16 protein-coding genes and 2 pseudogenes are annotated in these 20,187 nt (G+C 41.3%); 6 read left to right on the top strand and 12 right to left on the bottom strand.

Features of this window, described 5'->3' with window-relative positions:
* Window positions 1-492, bottom strand: a 492-nt coding sequence (locus tag QD47_RS17430; protein ID WP_161797180.1) for a helix-turn-helix domain-containing protein, incomplete at its 3' end; no start/stop codon positions are given.
* A 181-nt stretch (window positions 493-673) separates the two neighbouring features.
* On the opposite strand from QD47_RS17430, the pseudogene QD47_RS31690 reads away from it, so the two are divergent.
* Window positions 674-763 (top strand): annotated as a pseudogene (locus QD47_RS31690) (sigma factor-like helix-turn-helix DNA-binding protein); the annotation flags it as partial.
* A 285-nt stretch (window positions 764-1,048) separates the two neighbouring features.
* On the opposite strand, the gene QD47_RS17440 reads toward QD47_RS31690, so the two are convergent.
* Window positions 1,049-2,023 (bottom strand): alpha/beta hydrolase, encoded by a 975-nt coding sequence (locus QD47_RS17440; RefSeq protein WP_044647323.1) that lies wholly within the window; start codon window positions 2,021-2,023, stop codon window positions 1,049-1,051.
* Complete coding sequence (locus tag QD47_RS17445; protein WP_044647324.1) at window positions 1,986-2,648, bottom strand: TetR/AcrR family transcriptional regulator; 663 nt, start codon at window positions 2,646-2,648, stop codon at window positions 1,986-1,988. The genes QD47_RS17440 and QD47_RS17445 overlap by 38 nt, the downstream gene beginning before the upstream one ends.
* A gap of 280 nt (window positions 2,649-2,928) precedes the next feature.
* Here QD47_RS17445 and QD47_RS30900 point away from each other — a divergent pair.
* Both QD47_RS30900 and QD47_RS17450 read left to right on the top strand, forming a co-directional pair.
* A pseudogene (locus tag QD47_RS30900) lies at window positions 2,929-3,060 on the top strand (sigma factor-like helix-turn-helix DNA-binding protein); the annotation flags it as partial.
* Window positions 3,061-3,730: 670 nt separating this feature from the next.
* Window positions 3,731-4,240 carry a discoidin domain-containing protein gene (locus QD47_RS17450; protein WP_044647325.1) on the top strand — a complete coding sequence of 170 codons (510 nt, stop codon included), beginning with the start codon at window positions 3,731-3,733 and terminating at the stop codon, window positions 4,238-4,240.
* Window positions 4,241-4,319: 79 nt separating this feature from the next.
* Here the strand turns inward: QD47_RS17450 and QD47_RS17455 are convergent, their stop codons facing one another.
* The 4 genes from QD47_RS17455 to QD47_RS17470 all read right to left on the bottom strand — a co-directional run bounded on the left by QD47_RS17455 (window position 4,320) and on the right by QD47_RS17470 (window position 13,416).
* On the bottom strand, window positions 4,320-8,915 hold the full coding sequence (locus tag QD47_RS17455) for a fibronectin type III domain-containing protein (protein WP_044647326.1): 4,596 nt from the start codon (window positions 8,913-8,915) through the stop codon (window positions 4,320-4,322).
* Window positions 8,916-9,158: 243 nt separating this feature from the next.
* Window positions 9,159-10,037: a hypothetical protein gene (locus tag QD47_RS17460; protein WP_044647327.1), complete on the bottom strand. Its 879-nt coding sequence runs from the start codon at window positions 10,035-10,037 to the stop codon at window positions 9,159-9,161.
* A 146-nt stretch (window positions 10,038-10,183) separates the two neighbouring features.
* A complete protein-coding gene (locus QD47_RS17465) occupies window positions 10,184-11,650 on the bottom strand; it encodes an Ig-like domain-containing protein (protein ID WP_044647328.1) in 1,467 nt (488 codons plus the stop codon).
* A 293-nt stretch (window positions 11,651-11,943) separates the two neighbouring features.
* On the bottom strand, window positions 11,944-13,416 hold the full coding sequence (locus QD47_RS17470; RefSeq protein ID WP_044647329.1) for an Ig-like domain-containing protein: 1,473 nt from the start codon (window positions 13,414-13,416) through the stop codon (window positions 11,944-11,946).
* Between the two features lie 959 nt (window positions 13,417-14,375).
* Here QD47_RS17470 and QD47_RS17475 point away from each other — a divergent pair.
* Window positions 14,376-14,864, top strand: a complete 489-nt coding sequence (locus QD47_RS17475; RefSeq protein ID WP_044647330.1) for a hypothetical protein — start codon at window positions 14,376-14,378, stop codon at window positions 14,862-14,864.
* Window positions 14,865-14,903: 39 nt separating this feature from the next.
* Here the strand turns inward: QD47_RS17475 and QD47_RS17480 are convergent, their stop codons facing one another.
* The 5 genes from QD47_RS17480 to QD47_RS30910 form a co-directional block, all read right to left on the bottom strand.
* On the bottom strand, window positions 14,904-15,734 hold the full coding sequence (locus QD47_RS17480; RefSeq protein ID WP_044647331.1) for a hypothetical protein: 831 nt from the start codon (window positions 15,732-15,734) through the stop codon (window positions 14,904-14,906).
* Between the two features lie 9 nt (window positions 15,735-15,743).
* Complete coding sequence (locus tag QD47_RS17485; protein WP_044647332.1) at window positions 15,744-16,196, bottom strand: AAA family ATPase; 453 nt, start codon at window positions 16,194-16,196, stop codon at window positions 15,744-15,746.
* Window positions 16,197-16,324: 128 nt separating this feature from the next.
* Window positions 16,325-16,522 carry a CbrC family protein gene (locus QD47_RS30905; protein WP_082067218.1) on the bottom strand — a complete coding sequence of 66 codons (198 nt, stop codon included), beginning with the start codon at window positions 16,520-16,522 and terminating at the stop codon, window positions 16,325-16,327.
* A 140-nt stretch (window positions 16,523-16,662) separates the two neighbouring features.
* The gene (locus tag QD47_RS33250) at window positions 16,663-16,776 is read right to left on the bottom strand and encodes a putative holin-like toxin (RefSeq protein WP_223264084.1); all 114 of its coding nucleotides are present in this window, start codon (window positions 16,774-16,776) and stop codon (window positions 16,663-16,665) included.
* 84 nt (window positions 16,777-16,860) lie between these two features.
* Complete coding sequence (locus QD47_RS30910) at window positions 16,861-17,511, bottom strand: hypothetical protein (protein WP_082067219.1); 651 nt, start codon at window positions 17,509-17,511, stop codon at window positions 16,861-16,863.
* 170 nt (window positions 17,512-17,681) lie between these two features.
* On the opposite strand from QD47_RS30910, the gene QD47_RS17495 reads away from it, so the two are divergent.
* A complete protein-coding gene (locus tag QD47_RS17495; RefSeq protein WP_044647333.1) occupies window positions 17,682-17,897 on the top strand; it encodes a helix-turn-helix domain-containing protein in 216 nt (71 codons plus the stop codon).
* A gap of 1,220 nt (window positions 17,898-19,117) precedes the next feature.
* On the top strand, window positions 19,118-19,834 hold the full coding sequence (locus tag QD47_RS17500) for a hypothetical protein (protein ID WP_044647334.1): 717 nt from the start codon (window positions 19,118-19,120) through the stop codon (window positions 19,832-19,834).
* The last annotated feature ends 353 nt before the right edge of the window (window positions 19,835-20,187 follow it).

Consider the following 20,187-nt stretch of genomic DNA (forward strand, 5'->3'; position numbering starts at 1 on the left):
CCGAACTAAGCTGACGTCCAGTTCGGTCATGGCTCGATTGACGTAGTGATGAAAAATCCGCCACATGCGTGTGTCATGTTCTCGTAATTCACGCGCTGCTGCGTTGACGGGCATTTCAGCCATTAAACGCATGGCCCAGGCCTCAAAATCCAAGGTGAAATGCGACAACGGCCGGGACCACTTCACGGGAATCAACGTGATTTTATTACATTGTTTGCAGTCTGTTCGGGGAACCCGGGCATGTAAATAGGTTTTCCATTTCCAAATATCGAGATGGCGCCACTGTTTTTTCTCTGCATCGTAGGCCTTGCAAGGTGCTCCACAATACGGACAGGCAAACAGGGCTCCTCGTTCAAAATCAATAAATAAGTGCCAAGCTTCTTCTTGCGGGTCATACTCAATATCAGCTAATTTCCAGGGTTCTTCAAGGTCTAACATGAACTTGAACACATCATTCATTAGATTATCCTTTTTGCTTAATGGGGTCCACATGTTCCATCCCGTCCTCTTCCTATTATTACTAGACAGTATGGACACTTTCTCTATTAAACAGACATCTAACATTCACTTTAGCGAAGAAGCAAGAAAAGAGACGGCTATAATACAGAGAACCTGTACATTCCGATATATTCGAACAAAGAAGAGCAAAAAACATTCATTTTGGCCGGAAAGGTTGCTGGGGATTTCCCGTTCGTATGTGTCCCGAATTGAAAAGCGTGCATTAATGAAGCTGTACCATGAACTTTACAAGCAGAAGGGGTAATGGATAAAGAGATATATGAAGCCACTTGAGGCCCTTAACAGGGCCTTTTTAGGTCTTTTTCATAATTCAATTACTTGCTTCTTTTCAGTTATTCTCTCTATCCTTACTTGTATTTCAGAGTTTTTCCGCTTCAATAATAACTATTTTGCTATGTATTTTCATTTAAAACGCAAATAAAAGCCTGTAGTGGTTTTCTACACTACAGGCTAAGAATGCTTGATATTATTGGGTATTTTTACTTCGTCAGGACAAGCTCCTGCTTTAGTTGGCTCTCTTGGATTGAATTTATTTTCCTACATACTCATCCAAAAAGCGATCTACTCTTTTGAAATATTCAGTAGGGTAATGGTTGATGGCATCGATGTGCTCCGTATTTTGCGGGTACCATACTTCTGCTTTTGGGTTATCTTTTAAGGACTCGTAAATAATTTCTGTATTTTTATAACTAATTTGCTGATCTCCAGTACCATGAATGAGCATAACTGGCTTGTCTTGCATCTTTTTTACCGCATCCATAGGAGATATGGAATCAAGATCAACCTTAAAGGCCCAATTTGCCATCCATGTCGATGTATAACTGAATGGAAACGCAGGTAAACCTGAAAAGAAGGGCAAACCCTCTCTCAGAAATAGACCAGCATTACGAAAAGGACTATCCGCAATTACGGCTTTGATGTCATCACTTTCACTTGCGGCTAGCAAAGAAGTAGCAGCACCCATTGAAAAGCCGATAACTCCAATGTTATCACCCGCATGTTCTCTGGATTTTAAATAGCTTACAGCTCCTAGCAAATCGTATTTTTCATTGAGGCCCAGTGTAATCAAATCACCATCGGATTTACCTTGCGAGCTGAGGTCAAATGCCAATACATTGTAGCCTTTCGGAACGAAATGCTCTACTAACTTTGGGGTCCGCCCTTTGACTAAACGATTGCTCGTATATCCATGGACGACAATAATCGTCTTATTACTTGCTTTACCAGAAAGACCGCTTGCAGGGAAGAAGGAACCTCTAATCGTATTATCATTTTTCAAACTCTTGAACTCGACCTCTTCGTAGGGAGTTTTATCGATATTCAATTCGTAGCTGACATTAGTGTCTCTAGGATGGTGCAACAAGGTGTCTACTACTTTATAAGATATAAAAAATACAAGAGCCATCACAAGCAAAAGCACGATCCCTAGGCTCCATAAAATTTTCTTCCGTTTTTTCACACGAACGTTAAATGTCAGATCGGGTTGTAATGATGTTTGACTCATTCAGACTCCTCCAGTTTTTTTTAGGTTGTATGGGTGCGAACAAATAAAAGGCATGCCCCTTCAGATTTTCCCACTCGGGATGATGAATAATACTTTCTCCAAGAGTTAAGCCCACTCCATTAAAGAAAGAGATATAGGCACGAGAGATCATTGCTGGAGAAAAGCTTTTGTTGAATTCTCCCATTAACTGTCCCTTGGCATAGACGCATTCGATCGCATTTGTCATTACCTTTGTACTTTCAAGGACCTTCTGTGTAAGTTCAGGGAATCTTATTCGTTGTCCTAAGACAGATTGAACAAGCCGCAATTCATTTGTATATAAGTAGATATGGTTGAATTGTTCTGCCACCATGTTCTTAATCAATACGCCCGGCGTCCCCTCTTGTTGTAGACAAGCAAGCGATTTCGCCTGAATATCAGCAAGCGGCTCAAGGACAGCGGCGTAATATAAAGCTTCTTTGCTAGGGAAATATTGAAAAATGGTTCCAGGAGTCACTCCCACACTCTGCGCAATGATAGCCGTTGTGGTATTAGAATATCCACTTTCTGCGAACAGGACAACAGCTTCTTCTAGGATACGTTTACGCCGCTCCAGTCTTTTTTCTTCATTGATGGGTCTTGCCAAATGTATTCCCCTCTCTTTAAACTAAACCTTCATTAATTAAATGATCAGTTATTTAATTAATAATATATCTTAAATTACGACTTATAGCAAGAGTGAATTTACTTACGAGCAGGATGAACCTCTACATATAAAAATAAGCCGGAGTGCCGCCCAACATGCGCCTCCGGCTTGTTTATATCAGGTTATTTTGGATGAATACACGTTCCGCCTTCCTTAAATTTAATAAACCGGTGAAGATTTGGAGGACCTCATATCCATCGGTACCATCGGCCTGATCAAGGCCGCCGGAGGTGAAGAACGTACACAGCGGGAAATCGCCAGAGAGCTGGGGATTTCGTGTTCGTATGTGTCTCGCATTGAAAAGCGTGCATTAATGAAGCTGTACCATGAATTTTACAAGCAGAAGGGGTAAAACGTGTTAAGCGCAAATATATGAACTGCTTTAGGGTCCCAATAGGGGCCTTTTTCGTAATTCAGGATTTTGCAAAATTCGATTCCAGTCGCTACAAGGTACAATATATAGACGAATAAAATCATTTCGATCTATATATTGCTGATTACACGTCGCTTTGTGGATTTGTGCAAAATCCTCAATTATATCGCTTAAACTCTATCATAAAACCATTTGAACAGTTGTTCCATCTTAATGTTAGGAATACGCGGGGGTTGCTTATACTGTATGTGTCGTCATCAACAGCATTCTAGCAATAACTGTATATACAGCCTTGCGCTCATTTGCGAATTGAGGCAATCCAGTGCTATATCTAACCCGGGTTTACTTCAGTCCATTTGAAGCTATGTAGACGACAATCTCTACCTGTTGATGAGTATTGATGTGTTTTTTCTGGCAGTCGCAATATGTATTTTATATTAGGGAATACATTTATTGAGAGATTCATATGAATATAAAATGATAACTTCAACAATGAATCCATTTCATAAATGATTAAGCCGACGAAATGTATACTACATATAGACAAACTAAACCATTTTGATCTATATGCACTCTTTATTAAAGCTACTGAGGGTATTATGAAATTGATTCCAATATTAAATAATTTAACTAATGGAGGAAATCCAACATGACAAAATTTAGTCAGAATCCAAACGATTATTCTTTTTCAATTGATCCTGTCGTTATAGCAGAAGAAAATGTTTCAACTAATGGTGATACCAAAAATACTTTTCCAAAAAATATTTTAATCGATAATAATCTTTCTTGGGAGAGCAGCTTAAGCGGTAGAGGTGGAGAATTGATTTTCAAATTAGATGAAGGCAAAACGATTAATGATATCCTCTTGGCTCAGCCAACCTTTAAAGCTTTTATCCTAACGTTTTCTCTTCATGGTTCTAACGACGGAGAAAACTGGTTTAGACTAGGTGAAGTAGAAGCTGTGCCAACTACTGCAAAAACGACTTATCAATTTAGTAATGAGATTCCTTTTCAATATTATAAAATAACTGTACTTTCATCTGGTCTGAACAATACAACAACCTATTATGGTGTACGATATATTCAGTTAAGAACCGCTTTAATCAATGGCGTTCCAGCCTATAGAAATTCCAATTTAAATCCCGCTATTGCGGAATAAAAATCAATGTGAGCATACTGCATCAATTCCTATATGCACATATACAAAAGAGGGGCTGGCTAATGCCACCCCCTTCTTTTTATTGAATTTTCTGAATCATGTTATAAATCATTTCAGCCGCTTCGGCGCGTGTGATTTCCTGTTTTGCACGGAAGCTTCCATCTGGATATCCTTGTACTAAATTAATTTCGGTTAGACCAAGTACATCTTCTCTGGCCCATTCCACAATTTGAGAGGCATCTGAGTAGATATTGCTTTCTTGTTGTGGCGTAGCCTTGATAACGTTGTTCACCATTTTAGCCGCCTGCTCCCGGTTAATAACGCGATCTGGAGCAAATACCTTATTACTAAATCCACGAGCGACCTGATCTTTAATCGCTGTTTTTAGTAGATCAACATACCACGCTGATGGATTGATATCCTCGAAGCTTAAAGCCATATCCGTTTCGAGCGGTAATTTCAGGGAACGGACGAGCATCGAAGTGAACTCCATACGTGTTACAGGTCTGCTCGGCTCAAAAAGGGTTTGGGTCATACCCTTCACTACCCCCAAATCTGCAAGGGCATTAATCTTATCTTTATTAAATGCCCGCTCAATGTCACTAAAGCGATTGGGCTTCGTTTCGACTGAAGGTGCTTGAATGATTGCTGTTTCAGTCAACTCCTCTACATCGGGCTGAATCGGCTTAACAATCCCCCCACCTCCTGCTCCACCGCCTGAGGCTGAGGCTCCAGTACTCCCTGTTGTTTTACCGTTCGCTTGTTTAGCAATGGTACGCTTTCCTTGGCTGTTTTCTGCCCAAAGCTGAACAGCATACGATTGTTTCTCTTTAAGTTGACTCCAAATAAAGCTTCGATCCTTACCACGATATAATTCTGTTTGCCCTTCACTGGTGAGCACGAAAATATCATTTTTGTGTTCTGATTCCCAGTGGATCATAAACTCGCTATTAGTCGTCTCCGTTTTCGAAAACGCAAATTCTGGAGACGGTAACGTTTCTACCTCGCCTTCTGTCTGTTTACCTTCACCGCTTGTGTTAACCGGTTTGACGGTAATACGATACACCGTGGAGCTGTCCAAGCCATCTATTTTAAAATTAGAGTTGGCCGTATGACCGATAAGCAGACCATTTTGGTACACATGGTAGGTATCCGCACCAGGAGCTTCTTTCCACGTAACTACCAGATCGGTATCTGTTACATCTTTAAATGTCAGCTCATGATCTGGTATTTGGCCTGGGAGCGCACGATACGTAAATGGAGTCCACTCACCTGCGCCCGTTGTATTTACAGCTTGAATGCCGAACGAGTACATCGTACCGGGTTGGATACCTGAAAGCTTGATACTAGTATCCTTGGTATCCACGATTTCACCAGTATCTTTCCGAATTACAGCATATTGATAAGCATTTTTGGTTTCATCCCAGTTCAGCAAAATCTGGCCATTCCCTAGCTCTGTGACTTTGACGTTTTGCACTTGAGGTGGAAGCGTAAGCAGTTTTTCCCGCACAGGCTGACTGAACCCGCTACTATTACCGCTGCTCACCTGAAAATCGTATTTTTTTCCACCTTCTAATCCGGAAACGACTACACGTGGTTCAGTGCTGTAATAATCCTGGCTATTGATTGATACTTTATATTTGGTCGCCCCATCGACTGGGTCCCAAACAATCGCGGCATCATGTTCCCGAACCTCTACCGCTATAAGACGTACAACCGATGGGGGTAGTGTTAACGCGTTGATAGTCGTATCTCCGCCTATACCACTTCGATTGTAGGCCCGGATTCGAATATTTGCAGTCCTACCTGCGGGCAATCCATCAAAAGTATAGGCGTGGCTTCCTCGGGAAAGCCGCACATCTGGCTCATCATTAACATTCAAGATGTATCCGTCAGCCCCCTGAACATCTTGCCAACCTACACTGACAGAATATACATCATTCTCCACACTCGCCAGCGTGGTTACCCGATCAGGCAATGTGATGACCCTCAAATGTGTATAATCTCCAAAGCCGGTTGCATTTTCAGCGGAAATGGAATAATCATACTCCGTTCCTGCCCGAAGTCCGTGATCAGCGAATTCAGTATACACATCCTTATAAACAGATGCTTTGTCCCGCTCCAGAACATAGTATGTCGCTGTAATTACACGATTCCATTTCAAGTCGATTCCATCGTCCTTCACGGTTACATTTTGGAATCCGCTTGGGCTATCTGGCAGGCTTAAAAAAGACACATGCTTGGCCGCACCCTCTCCACTGGCATTCATAGCTGATACAGAAACATCGTAAAATTCTCCCGGTTTCATCCCCGTAATTGGATTATACACATCCTGTGTAACAGTATCCTTAAATATAACTTCGCCTGTACTAACATCCGTTGCTGTAATCTTATAGTTTTCAGCTGAAAGCACTGGCGTAAAATCAGCCATGATTTGTGCTGAAGTACGAGAAATGGTTCGTAATCGGATCTGATCCGGGGCATCAGGTAACGTTAACACACGAACTCGATTGGAATAAGCATTGCCTCCCACGTGATTACTGGAACGCACTTCATATTCGTATTGCTGTCCTCCCTGTAGCCCTTTGTCTGTAAAAGAATTTGTCGGATGCGTAACATCCCAAATTTCATTCGTCGTTAAATTTCGGATGGTATAGACGTAACCATCATCAAGGCCCGATGGAAGAGTCCATTGCAGATCGACCTCTGTATTTCGTACGGATGACGCAGAAAGCTCAGCCGGCTGAGGCTGCTTCTGAATGCGAAGTGCTCTGCTGACCGTTTCAGAAATGTTACCCGCCTGATCTTTAACCTTGGCATGAACATACCATTCACCTTCATTTGAAAGGTTAATCTGAATTCCTGTATCAGCAGCTGTATCCCAATGTTCGGGTACATCAGGGCTGTTCGTGATTTTATACTGCATCGTGGCTGGTTCGATCCCCGAATGTTGGTCCGCATATCGTATCCCCACTTGAATGCTCGTATCCTTCCATTCACGCGAATCCGGTGTCAGCTGGATCGTAGGGGGTTCCAAATCAACATAAGATGTTGCGGACACCGGATCACTCCGATTTCCAGCTGCATCCACAGCTTGAGCAGTCACTTTTACGATGCCGGAGCTATTTAATACTCCCGATGAACCAGGAACATAATTGCCAGAGCCCATTTGATATTCGTAATGTACTGCTGAAATATCCGTTCCACCTGAAATAGCAAATTGTACTGGCTTATTGGTGTATCGGGTGGGCATCGTCACCTCGGAAAATGTAACTTCCGGGGGCGTTGGCTTGGTTCGATCAATCATGACCGATTGAGTCACGATTGGACTAGGCACGTCCAGATTATTGATTGTCCGTGCTGATAGTTCGTACAGCCCTTCCGCATTTAATGTAAAAACGCCATTATATGTCTGCCACTCCCCTGCTGAACTCAAACGATACTGCGTCATCTTGATTCCATTTACAGGATCACTTCCTGAATCAATGGCAATATTCACATTGTTGATCGTTGGACCCACCTCGCTAGCTCGGATAGCAGGAGCAGTCGGTCCCTTTTTATCAATAGTGACTTCCTTGCTTACTTCTTGGCTCACATTACCCACATTGTCTATGGAGCGGGCATAAACCGTGCTTTTGCCATCTTGATTAACATGAAACGCTCCACCATAGTCTTGCCAACCTTGATTGACAACGCCCGTCACGCGAAATTGTGTATGGGCCAGCCCAGAATAATCGTCCGCTCCTGGCTGCAATGTAATGGTATAGTCATTACTGTTGCCCGTTGCACTTATGATCGGTGGCGTCGGCGGCATTTTGTCTATCCTGACATTCCCGGAAGAAAGACCACTGTACTGGTTATTCACGTCTACAGTCCGGGCATAGATTGTATTTACACCATGATCATATACAGTAAAGGGTCCTGTGTACTGTTGGAATGCTCCACCATTTAGGCTGTATTCATAGTATTTCAGCCCTTCAGGGGCCACGTCTCCATTGATCCAAACCGTTACAGGTCCTTTGGTCCATCCCGTACTTGCTTGGCCCTCAGCCCCTGCACTAATCTGGGGTGGTTTAGGCATCAGATCTGATTTGGGAATGACACGGACTCCAAACTTGGATATTTCATTACTAGTCTGCTGGTTAGTACCCATAGCTCTAAAATACCGAATATCTTTTAACGTAATAGAGTCTGTGATCTCTACCCATTTCCCTTGATAAGAGCTACTGGCATAAAATTTTGTGACATCGGTCCATGTATATAAATTCGTTCCATTAGGCTGCCAACTGTTACCCGCTGCTGCATTAGATACATATATATCAGTATGGTAAGACCCTTCGATATAAACAAATAACTTATACTCAGATGTCTTAATAGATCTTCCAATGTCAACAAAACGTTCTGTCGGCTGCACCACACCTTCACACTTATATCTTGCCGAACCCATGCCGCTATAAACTTCAGTGGCTCCTACTCCATTTCCTGACCAGAACCCCCAACCGTCACCCCCGCCAGGTAGATTATTTTGGCAAAAAGGTCCACCGATGATCTCTTGGGTAGCAGCTGATACCCTATCTGGAAATATAGGAAAGGCAGTTAACATGATCATTACAGCTAAAAATCCATATACCCACTTGCTATATTTCCTTCCCTTTCGCTTGTTTTTTGGATACATACATTTCTCCCTTGCTTTATTTTATTTTCAAAGAGTTTTACAAACTCGTTTCGGCTAAAATAGAAAAAGCACCCCAAACGAAGGCGGTTAAGCCTAAGTTTGAGGTGCTTCCTCAATGTAACGAGTATGTTTTGAAGTTATTATACTTCGTTCTAAACGTAATGTAAACAGCACGACATCATTTAAAATTCATAAATTCTTGTATTCCACATTATTCCACATCTCGGGATCAGCCTTGAAGCCTTAATTAACGTGAACGCCCAAGTTCCGAAAAAAGCCGCGCAAGTTCTGACTATATGAGTCCTGTATAGCGGAAGATTCCTTAAGAATATTTTGCATACTGTTCATAAATGCGGAAGCTGAAGTCGTATCAGCCTTGTCAAACCGGTTCTCTATTCGCGTGTTATTTAGCAACTCCGCAATCTCTCCTGTACGTTCCTTATATTTCTCAATCCATTTGGGGTTTTGAGGAACCTTTTGTGCAAAATCTATCAGCTGACTCAGTCCATTCCCTCCACCTTTAATGTCATTGATGAATGCAGTATACTTTTGGGGATCAGCCTGCTTCATCACTTCCGACAGCTTGACGTAATCCTCAGGGGCACCTAGCGGACGGTCTATTGGAGTCGTGTAACTAATATCTCCGGTCTCTGGATCAATTGATCGTGTCATAGCAATAGCAGCTATCTGGTTCATGGTTTCCAAAAACTCTTTGGCCTTGTCACCTTCCATATAGTGGTCTGCAATATACTTGGATTGGGAAACTCCCATCTCCAGTAGCACGGTTCGCTGGCTCTCATCTGTTACTGTACCATTGACGATAAAATTGGATTCAATCATACTGTACACCGCGTTGGACACTTCTTCTGGCTGACCTTTTAAAACTCGGTTTAATGAATCGTTGATCTGGGTTGTACCGAAATACTTAGCAGACTGTGATACAATAGCTCCCTCAGCCAGCTGCCTACCGGTTTCGCTAATCTCTACGGAGTCTTGAATAACCAATTCGGAGCGTTTTCCTTCATAAAGCTGGGGGGATTGGGCCTGCTTTGCTGCCGGATTTATCCGCAAGCTACTAGTGTTAATAACGGCTCGTTGCATTCTAAGGGGCTCAAAATTCATTTCATTTCCTCCTGTCATTTGGTAACAGGCACTCTAAGTCGTATGTATAATGTAATGTGACCCTGTTTCTATATATATCGGACAAAGCACATATGGAATGAATATATGCTTTGTCCTAAAAAATGAACAAATATTAAAGCAGTTAATCAACCGCCATAAATACTGTAAGCGAAGTGATATACAATATCTGTGTCTATAATCGAAGTACCCCTAACCTGAGCAGCTACCCCTGAGAGATCAAAATAGTGTGTAAAACTGATTGCTCCAGACAGGTATTCCGCAATACTTCCAGTTGAATGTGGCAGGGAAACAGTAACACTAAAGGCCCCATTCTGATCCGTATAAGCTGTGCCTGTACGAGTGCGATTGCCGCTGCCTTCAGTCCAGTTCTGATTCAACCATGTCATATCAACAGGCGCATTTGCAACAGGATAATTATCAGTTGTAGTAACGACACCCTTCACAGTAAAATCACTGGTTCCATTAACACGGTAATGACGACCGTAAGAATAGGTTGGGTAGTCATTAGGGCCATTTTTAGAAGAGTCGTAACCGTTAATTACAATTTTTCCAGCCCGAAGTACCGGTTTAAGTGTTAGTGTATACAAATGGTCAGCTGAATACTGATTGGTTGTGTATACTCGTACATAGTAGGTTCCAGTATTTAAAGAAACATTGTGATTCGTTTGCGGGAGAAGCACCATCTGGTTGCCGCTGAGAGCTCCATAAACTTCCGCTTTGTAACCGTAGCTTTCCGAGGTACTATCCAGCTTTACATTTAATGCATCATAATTGCGGCTCGCAGGGATCGTGATTTGATACCAGTCGTTATCAATGCCTGAATGGATGGAACGTGAGTTAAGGGAAGATCCGCCCGTACTAAAGGTAAAGTTATAAGCATGAAAAGCGCTCTCATCCGGCTCATATGCATCGTAGCTGGAACTTGTATCGACAGTCAGATAGAAAGGGGCATTAATGCTAGAGCCCTTCTTGGCATGAACTGCAATCGCATAAGCCTTTTCAGATCCGATAGCGTTGCGCGCTCCTACGTTTTCGGGAAGTGATGCAGCCCCCTGTTCATAATTGTTAAAATAAGTACCGTAGGTAGAAGCATCTATTGGATTGGGGTTGATGTCACCTGTCGTCATATCAAACTCGTATAAGTATAAGTCATAGTCAAGCTGTGCTGAAAATGGACCATCCAGCTGAGCCTGCAACAATTCGCCAGGCTGCAAATAGATCGGATATAAAAATTGTGTACCTCCCTCTTCCGTAATCGTACCGGAATACGTAGCAGAAGAAGCTGTGGCTGCCGCTGGGCTTGCTTTCAGCGAAGGAACAGTTTCTTTTTTCAATGAGGGTGTCTCTGGTGTCTTGAAGTTGATATCTTCCTTCATTGCATACACCGAAGAAGTAATACTGCCAGGCTTGTCTGCCCGCGTTAGCTGCTTAATGACGCTTTCATTTACAGTTGTTAGCTGAACATCGGACTCCGCCTTAATCGCTTGGTCCGATTCCCCATCTGTGCTCTGACTCGCGTTCGCAGTCAACCCAAAAGCAAACAGGAGCATCGTGCTTAGCATAACTGCAATAGCCTTTTTGAACCTCTTCATACTGAAATCCCCTCTCAAATGGTTTAAGGAATTCCCGCTATTCCCCGGATAAACCAGGGTAACTTCTAGGCTGTATGACTCTATCATAAAACACTTCTAGTTCTAATGGAAGATACTGTACTAAATATTTTTATTTGTAATATATGATATCAGGACCATTGGCGTATATAGTCATGTGGTGTGGCTGAATCAAAAAAACATAAAAAGCCGCCTTTTTCGAAAATGGAAAGCCTCAGCAAGCCATTGCGAAAAAAAGCGACTCTTATGTATTACTCTACTACGTTAAAAAATGATTAATTTCTAATACTGTAAGCAAAAAGATAAATAATATCCGTTGCACTAATCGAGGTGCCGTCGACCTGAGCCGCTACTCCTGTAAGATCATAATAGTGCGTAGAACCAATGTCACCCAAATACTCTACATTTCTTCCTGTAGATTGTGGAAGGGAAAGTGTCACACTGAATGCCCCGTTATTGTTCGTATACGCAGAAGCTGTTCTGGTACGGTTACCGCTGCCCTCGCTCCAGTTCTGATCCACCCAAGCGACAGTGACAGGCGCATTGGGAACCAATTGACCATCCGTCGTTTTAACGACACCATTCACGATCAGGCTGCTGCCTCCATTAATACGATAATGACGACCGTATGAGTAAGTTGGATAGTCATAATAGCCATTGGAGTTATAGCCAGTAATTTCAATTTTACCAGCCTTGAGTACCGGTTTAATGGTTAGTGTATACAAATGGTCGGCTGAATACTGACTTGTGGTGTACACTCGCACATAGTAGGTTCCCGTATTCAAGGAAACATTGTGATTCGTTTGCGGGAGAAGCACCATTTGGTTACCAGTGAGCACCCCATAAACTTCCGCTTTATAGCCGTAGCTCTCCGAGGTACTATCCAGCTTCACATTTAATGCATCATAATTACGGCTTGCAGGTATCGTGATTTGATACCAATCGTTATCTATGCCGGAATGGATGGAGCGTGAGTTAATCGAAGAACCTCCGTTGTTAATCGTAAAATTATAAGCATGAAAGGCGCTCTCATCCGGCTCATATGCATCATATTTGGAGCTTGTATCCACAGTCAGATAGAAAAGATCATTAATACTTGACCCCTTCTTGGCATGGACTGCAATCGCATAAGCCTTTTCAGATCCAGTCGTGTTGCGGGCTCCTACATTTTCGGGAAGTGATGCAGACCCTTGTTCATAATTGTTAAAATAAGTACCGTAGATGGAATTGTCAATGGCATTGGGATTAATGTCACCTGTCGTCATATCAAACTCATATAAGTACAAGTCATAGTCAAGCTGCGCTGAAAACGGTCCGTCCAATTGAGCCTGCAACAATTCACCGGGCTGCAAGTAGATCGGATATAAAAACTGTGTACCTCCCTCTTCCGTAATCGTACCGGAATATGTAGCGGAGGACGCTGTAGCTGTGGCTTTCGCTGATGCTGACTTTGGACTTGCTTTCAGCGAAGGGGTAACTTTCTTTTTCAAAACAGATTTCTGTGGTGTTTGCAAGTTGATATTTTCCGTAATGGCATACACCGAATCTGTAATGCTTGCGGGCTTGTCTGCCCGTGTTAAATGTTTAATGGCGCTTTCATTTTCAGTTGTTAGCTGAAAATTGGACTCCGCTTTAATCGCTTGTCCCGTTTTACCCTCTGTGCTTTGACTCGCGTTTGCAGTCATCCCGAAAGAAAGCAGGAGCACTGTGCTTAGCAACACCGAAGTTGCCTTTCTGAACCTGTTCATACTGAAATCCCCTCTCGAATGTTTTACTAAATTTCCGCTATTTCCAGATAAATCCGGAAAACTTCTAAGCTGTCTATCTCTATCATAAAACAATTCTGGTTCTAATGGAATATACTTCTTCAAATATTCTTATTTGTAATCCGTGATAATTAAGTCACCGCTTTCGGAAGCATGCCTGAGGCAGTGGACAGAGCACTGAAAATCCTTGTCTACTTTTCTATCCTAAAAATCACGACGAAAAAGGCTCCCCTAATTAAAAGGGGGCCTTCGAGTTTCAAGCTAAAAAACTTGAGCACACAGCTTGAGCGCACATAATGTACTTTTCGCAAAACACGTAAAAAGTTATTTTGAGCGCTGTGCTTCAATCTCGCACTCATATAGAGTGCGACCTTGTGCTTGGACAGATAGAGTTATTCTACATCTTATTTCAATCCACGCACTCATGTAGAGTGCGACCGGAAGGCCTGAACGCGGCTCGAAAGAGCTTGCGCGAATTTCAATCCACGCACTCATGTAGAGTGCGACGAATCCCTTATACAACAAAAGGATGCAGAGATAGCCATTTCAATCCACGCACTCATATAGAGTGCGACAGCGAAAATGCAGTAATTCATACCCTAACGATATCAATTCCACACATTATCGTAAAAACTGATGCCCAATAAGCTTGGATCAACTATTGACTTTTATGGATAAATAGCCAATCCAACACTTTTCGACAAATTTCGAGGTGCGAAGGACCCGGGATTTTCATGTGCGCTTGGGGTTCGCACCGAATCGGCTTCCATATAGTTACCTATTTTTAATGAGCAGATCAATTAACTTAGTTTCGACACTATTTTACCATAAAAACCCTACCATTCTCTTATTTATACGATATAATAAAATGATATGGATAGTTCTTTTTGACTACAAGGCACATCGAATTACCCATAACATACATAAAAAGGGGAATACAGATGAAAAAACTTAGCGTATTTATGTTGGTATTATGTTGCTTTTCCATTTTGGCAGCCTGCTCTACCGATCCGGTAAAAAAAGATTTAATTACCTATGTGAATGATGGAATGCTTCCCTTAGCACAAGATGAAAAAGCAGTAACTGATAAGTATGAATCCGTAACCGGAGATAAATACACAGATGATCTAACACTATATAATACTTTAAAAGACAATATTATCCCCGAGTATACCAAATTCGTTGATAAGTTAGAAGCTGTAAAGACGGAAACTCCTGAGGTAAGAGCCATCCACGAAACCTACATCAAGGCCGCTAGTACTCAAAAGGAAGCCTTCATTACGATGGTTGATGCGTTGGATAAACAGGATCTGAACTTAGTCAATGAAAGTAACGCCAAGCTCAGCGAGGGTAGAAAGCTATTCAGAGATTTTGAAGAACAACTCAACACACTTGCCAAAAAGCATGATGTGGAGATGAATAAGAAATAAATTTTAAAGCTCCCGTCAGGGGAGCTTTTTCTATATCTCTTAGGAATACTCGAAGCAAATGACCGCTTTAACCAAATCTCTATCATAAAATAAATAGACGGAATCTGCCCCAAACGCTTGAAAATAATATCCGGTAAAGGAACCGATATAGGTAAAAGTCTCGCCATTGGCACATTTAGGTACATGAAGCAAGTTAGTATGTTCGAACTGGAGCATCTCTTCGATAGATTCACCATATTCCTTTATATAGCTTTGGGCCTCTTCGGACTGAAATGCGATATCATCCAATATACCGTTGACTTCAGGAAAACTCAACCCCCAACCACTCGATTGTTTGTCCTCAAAATCGCGGGTGAGTTCTTCTACAGACTCTTTGGCATCTCCAAAAGAGGAATAAGGATAAATGTTGTTATTTTTCAGGAAAAACGCTTTGCGGGATTGGTAGTCTTGTTCATTAGCTATATACGCATGCTCCACTTCATCCAGAGACATGACTTTCCTTTTCATGCGTAGATATGCTTTATCCCCGGTGGATTTCAGCGTTTCATAGGCAACTTCCAACTGCTCTTTCTGATGAAGGATAAAATAATCCCAATCCGCTTCGAATTTGTATTTACCATCCATCACATCGAACCCCAGCATATCTTCCTTCGTGAATGTGGTGTGAAATGACTGGGTATCCTCACCTACACTGCCCTCGTGAATTTCTTTTACGGAAACAAAATGCAACCACTCGTCCTGCTCCGGGAACAAAAATTGAAGATTAATCGAGCAAATCGGCAAAAAATGCTTCCGATAATGTTCAAGATCACCAACAAATACGTCCTCATATGCTGGAAAACATTTGATGTATTTCTCAGGTATATTCATATTTTCCTCCTACATTGTGTGATTATCCGTCAGCTTTTCGACCCGAAACGTTCCTTCACAGGATGTGACGCTGTACAGCTCATCAAACCCTTCTTCGTAGCTCGGAACTTCAAGCTTACTCATGACGCTTTTAATACCGATCTCAGGAATATGCTCTTTACCTGTTCGTTTCTCATTACGCTTGATGGATTCTACAAAATCGGGTTCAAAATAGTAGCCTATAATTTTAAATCCCTTATTTTTTGAAACAGCTATATATTTTTTCCGTTCCTCGACTGTCGGATTCGTATTGTCTACAACAAAGCGCTGCATCGTTTCGATGGAGGCTTGTAGGTAAATATTTTCCCTGTTCCGTGTTTTAAGCATGTCTAAATTTATTCGCATATGTGTTTTAAAGAAATACTCTTTATAAAATGTCGATTTTCCAGAAGCCTGAATTCCTATAAAAATGACACATTCCAACTCTCACACATCCTTGTCCAAGTAGACGTATTGGTTGATGTAGTTTGTTTCTGATAGCCTCACCTTTGCGATACTGTTGCTTGGTAATACATACCCCGCGCTTTTGCCAAACGGAAGATCATTCCAATTTACTCCTTTTTCCACAAACAGCTTATCTTTCGGTTGTTTTCCAAAAACCATGCTGTGCTTTGCCAGGCTTGATATTCTGGCGTTCGATACAATAACTCATTACGCTTCTCGTCTTCTAAATGTGCGCAACACGCAGTATCATGGAAGCTTCCATTCCATTTCTCAGCCGCACTGCCATCTGCAATACCCAAGGACAAATGGCTTCATAGGACAGTGAGCCACATCCATTTTTGTTGAATATCCATCTTATATGTATGTCCTCCTCTATGATGTATGGTCTATACCCATTTCCTTGAATTGTAACAAACGGGTTTGAAATTCGCTATAAGTGGGCCGTCTACTTTCTGTTGTGTTGGTTCAATGCGATTAAGATGGTGACAATTAATCCGATCAACGCAACCAGCAGCGTACCGAACATCATCATTAATGTCAAAGCATCTTTAACCTCCACGGCCCTCACATCCTTTGCAGGAGACTAGCCAGCTGCCCACCCAAGCCATTTTGTCGTCAGCGTAGCAACTATACCTATGGTTTGTTATGTACGGGCATACATTTCCTCTTCTACTCTTTCAATCGCTTGAATCAGCGTCAAAAAAGGGGCCTCATGCTTATACTGAATGGCCTGTTCGCCTGTACCGCCAGCATCACACCATTCCCAGTACATATGCACATCTACGGATTCCAGAAAATATACAGATAAGGCTTCGACCGGATTCATAGCATACATCGCCATAAAGGCTTCATTCGAGAGTTGCTCATAACGCAGGTATTCGTCTTTCATCAGGTGGAGCAGATGCTGGATTGCCTGATCATTCACATTAATAATACGACGGATGAACGCATTGCGTCTTTCAACGGTATTCAGTATGATTTGCATAGCATGACGAATCTGCACAGCTTCGGGACTGATTTTGAGCAGGTGAATTAAATCATTAGTGGTTAAATTAGGATTCCAAGGAGCTGGCTCAATAATCCGTGTCCATGCATCGTTATGCCCTCTTTCAAAAACCTCAATCGCGTCCGAAACATCGACACCGATGGTTTGCCATTTCCGATGAAGTGCATCTACAATATGATAATAGTGTAGCTCTGCTGCTCCTTGCTCTCCCTTTTCCTGTTCCCACACCTGATTCATGCGTACAATATCCTTAATCGCTTGCACATTCGCTTTCCGTTTTTCAGTCATAGGTATCATCCTCCATTGAAATTCTGGTAAAATAGCAATAGCAAAGCTAAGGGTATGTTCGTTACATCCCTTTGGGTTGTAGTATGTCAGTCTCTAATATGCCCTTAAGGTCATAAAATAAATATAACCCTATGGTCATATTTTGTCAACGATATATGGAGGAAATCCAAATGTTAAAAATCAGAATCAAGCTAAAGGAAATTCTTAAAGAAAAAGGTATCACTCAAAAACAATTAGAAGAACTATCCGGTGTTGCACAGGCAAGGATATCCAAACTAAGCAGTGATGACCGACAAGAAGTAAACTTGCTTATGCTTGAAAAGATCGCCCATGCTCTGGAGATCAAGGACATTTCCGTGTTAATGCAGTTTGAAGAAACAGAATAGCGTGATTTGTGCATGTTAGCGTGGGAATACATTAAGGAGTCTGTGTTAAAACGGGCTTCTTTTTTGGTGTTCAGCTTTTTAGGGCGGTGATCCGAACAGTTCCACATCTATAAAAATGTTAGTTCATTATGAGTTTTTTAGCATTTATAACCAACATAAAAGAGGCTTGCCAAATTCTAAGGCAAACCTTTTTTATTTCAAAGAAAAATGAGGAACGTCATAACTGTGCTACATGTGTGGTATGAGAAATACGTGCTTTCAATTCACGCTCTTACATAAGGAGCGACGTAACGTTTCCGTGGTTCGACGCAGCAGGACGATTAATATTTCAATCCACGCTCCTACCTAAGGAGCGACCTTTGCCACAAATAATAGATTTTGAGATTGATCGATTTCAATCCACGCTCCTACATAAGGAGCGACAGCACGCGTTACAAAGCCTTACCCAGCAAGGCTTTGTAAACGCTTTTTCGTGAATCTCTTTTCAACTCACCAATAAATGTTAAAAACTACACCTCAAAATCGCTGAATTCCTTATCTGGCGCGGGGTGCGAATGTCCCGGGGATTTCATGTGCGCTTGGGGTTCGCACCAAATTATAAGTCTAATTATCTTACCATACATCGCCCTCTAGGAAACGACGAACTTGCGGATGCGGGTATAACGCTCAAGCTGAGTTAAAATTCACATTTCAATATAGGGAGCAACGCCCATCTGGACCCAACTTGATTTCATTCAAAATTACTCTCTGGCAACTTAATACTTTTTGTCAAGCTGCTCTTTTAGTTTTTCTAAATGCTTACTGAGCAATTCTATTTTTCTATGGAATAATTTATTTGTTTTTCTTATTTTAAAGAGATAGATCAACGCACATGAACATATAAAAATATGAATAAAGCAGAACCAGTAGATCATGGTTACAGATATAGTCCAGGTCCCTATTAGAATCCTCTCCTTACTTCGATTTTGTTAGTTGGGTTGTTTCTGTTAAAATCTCATCCAAACGATGCATTGCTTTGTTTTTTTTAAAAATGTTAATGATAAAAATAAGCGCAAAAATGAAGAGCAGTATTTCACTTCCTAAGAGAAAAAGTATAGACATTTCATGAAGAAATAATTCATTAAACATAGAATATACCTCCAATTTTAATTATATTTGACATATAAAGATATAATATGTTAATCTTCAATAGCATCATACCATATTATAGGAGGAAGAACATGAAAAAAGTTGTAGCATCTGCAATATTGTCCGCTTCTCTTTTACTTTCAGTAGCGCCCGTTAGTTTTGCAAGTGAGGCCCCTTCTGTTACATTTTCAAGTCAGGATTTAGATAAGATATCTGATCATTTAAATGATTTGGGACTATCTAAAGAAGTACAACAAAGTTTAATAGAAAAGATTAAGGCAGGGGAACTCCCTGATTCTGACAATCCAGAAAAAAAAGGTACAGGTATTACAAGTGAAATAGAATCATCGGATGGTTTGAAAATACAAAGAACCACATTTCCTGATGGTTCCGTAATTCAGTCAACAATAGATCTTACAAATGCGAAGATAAAGGAAGGAAATGTTATTACTCCAAATGATGTTTCAGGGGGATATGCCTCAGGAGGATCTGGTTATAGAACATTTACAAATGCAACAGTAAGAGAAGAAACCTCTTACGTTAAAGCAAGATTTTTTGCTGATTACACATTAGTTCAAGGTGGCTATAGCTATATATCAGACGCTTATGATCCTTATATTGATATAATTGCGGGATACTCAAGTGGAGACAGTTTAGTGGTTGATCAACCTAAACAGACTGCTTCAAGACCCGCTCGTGCAACCCTGACATTTACTTGGGTTAAAATAAATGGTTACTTTAGCTCTACATACAAATTGTTTTTATATGTTAACAACAGTTCAGCAAGCTCACAATTACAAACATATTAATTTAATAATTTGTTGTATTTTTTCTTGACGGATTGTCAAGCCAAGTGTGACAGTTCCTCTGTGAACGATTCGTGAGCGGTTCTTCACCCCAGGCATTTTGAAGGACAGTGGTTGATCAGATAGTGGTTAAAGAGATGAAATCAGTCCACGTTCCATTTTTTTCTTTTATTTCCATAAGAGTCACACTTCATAATTACAATCCGTCTTCAGAATAACTCTATCAGCTCCAATAGATAATTTTACTGGAATAATGAGCATCACAGATTTGACTTCTGAATTGTGTAATGGGAATGCAGTTGTAATTGGATTAGCTGTGGACACATAATTGGGAATCATACTTATCAATAAACTGT

It is taken from the genome of Paenibacillus terrae (assembly GCF_000943545.1).
In the GTDB taxonomy this organism is placed as follows: domain Bacteria; phylum Bacillota; class Bacilli; order Paenibacillales; family Paenibacillaceae; genus Paenibacillus; species Paenibacillus terrae_A.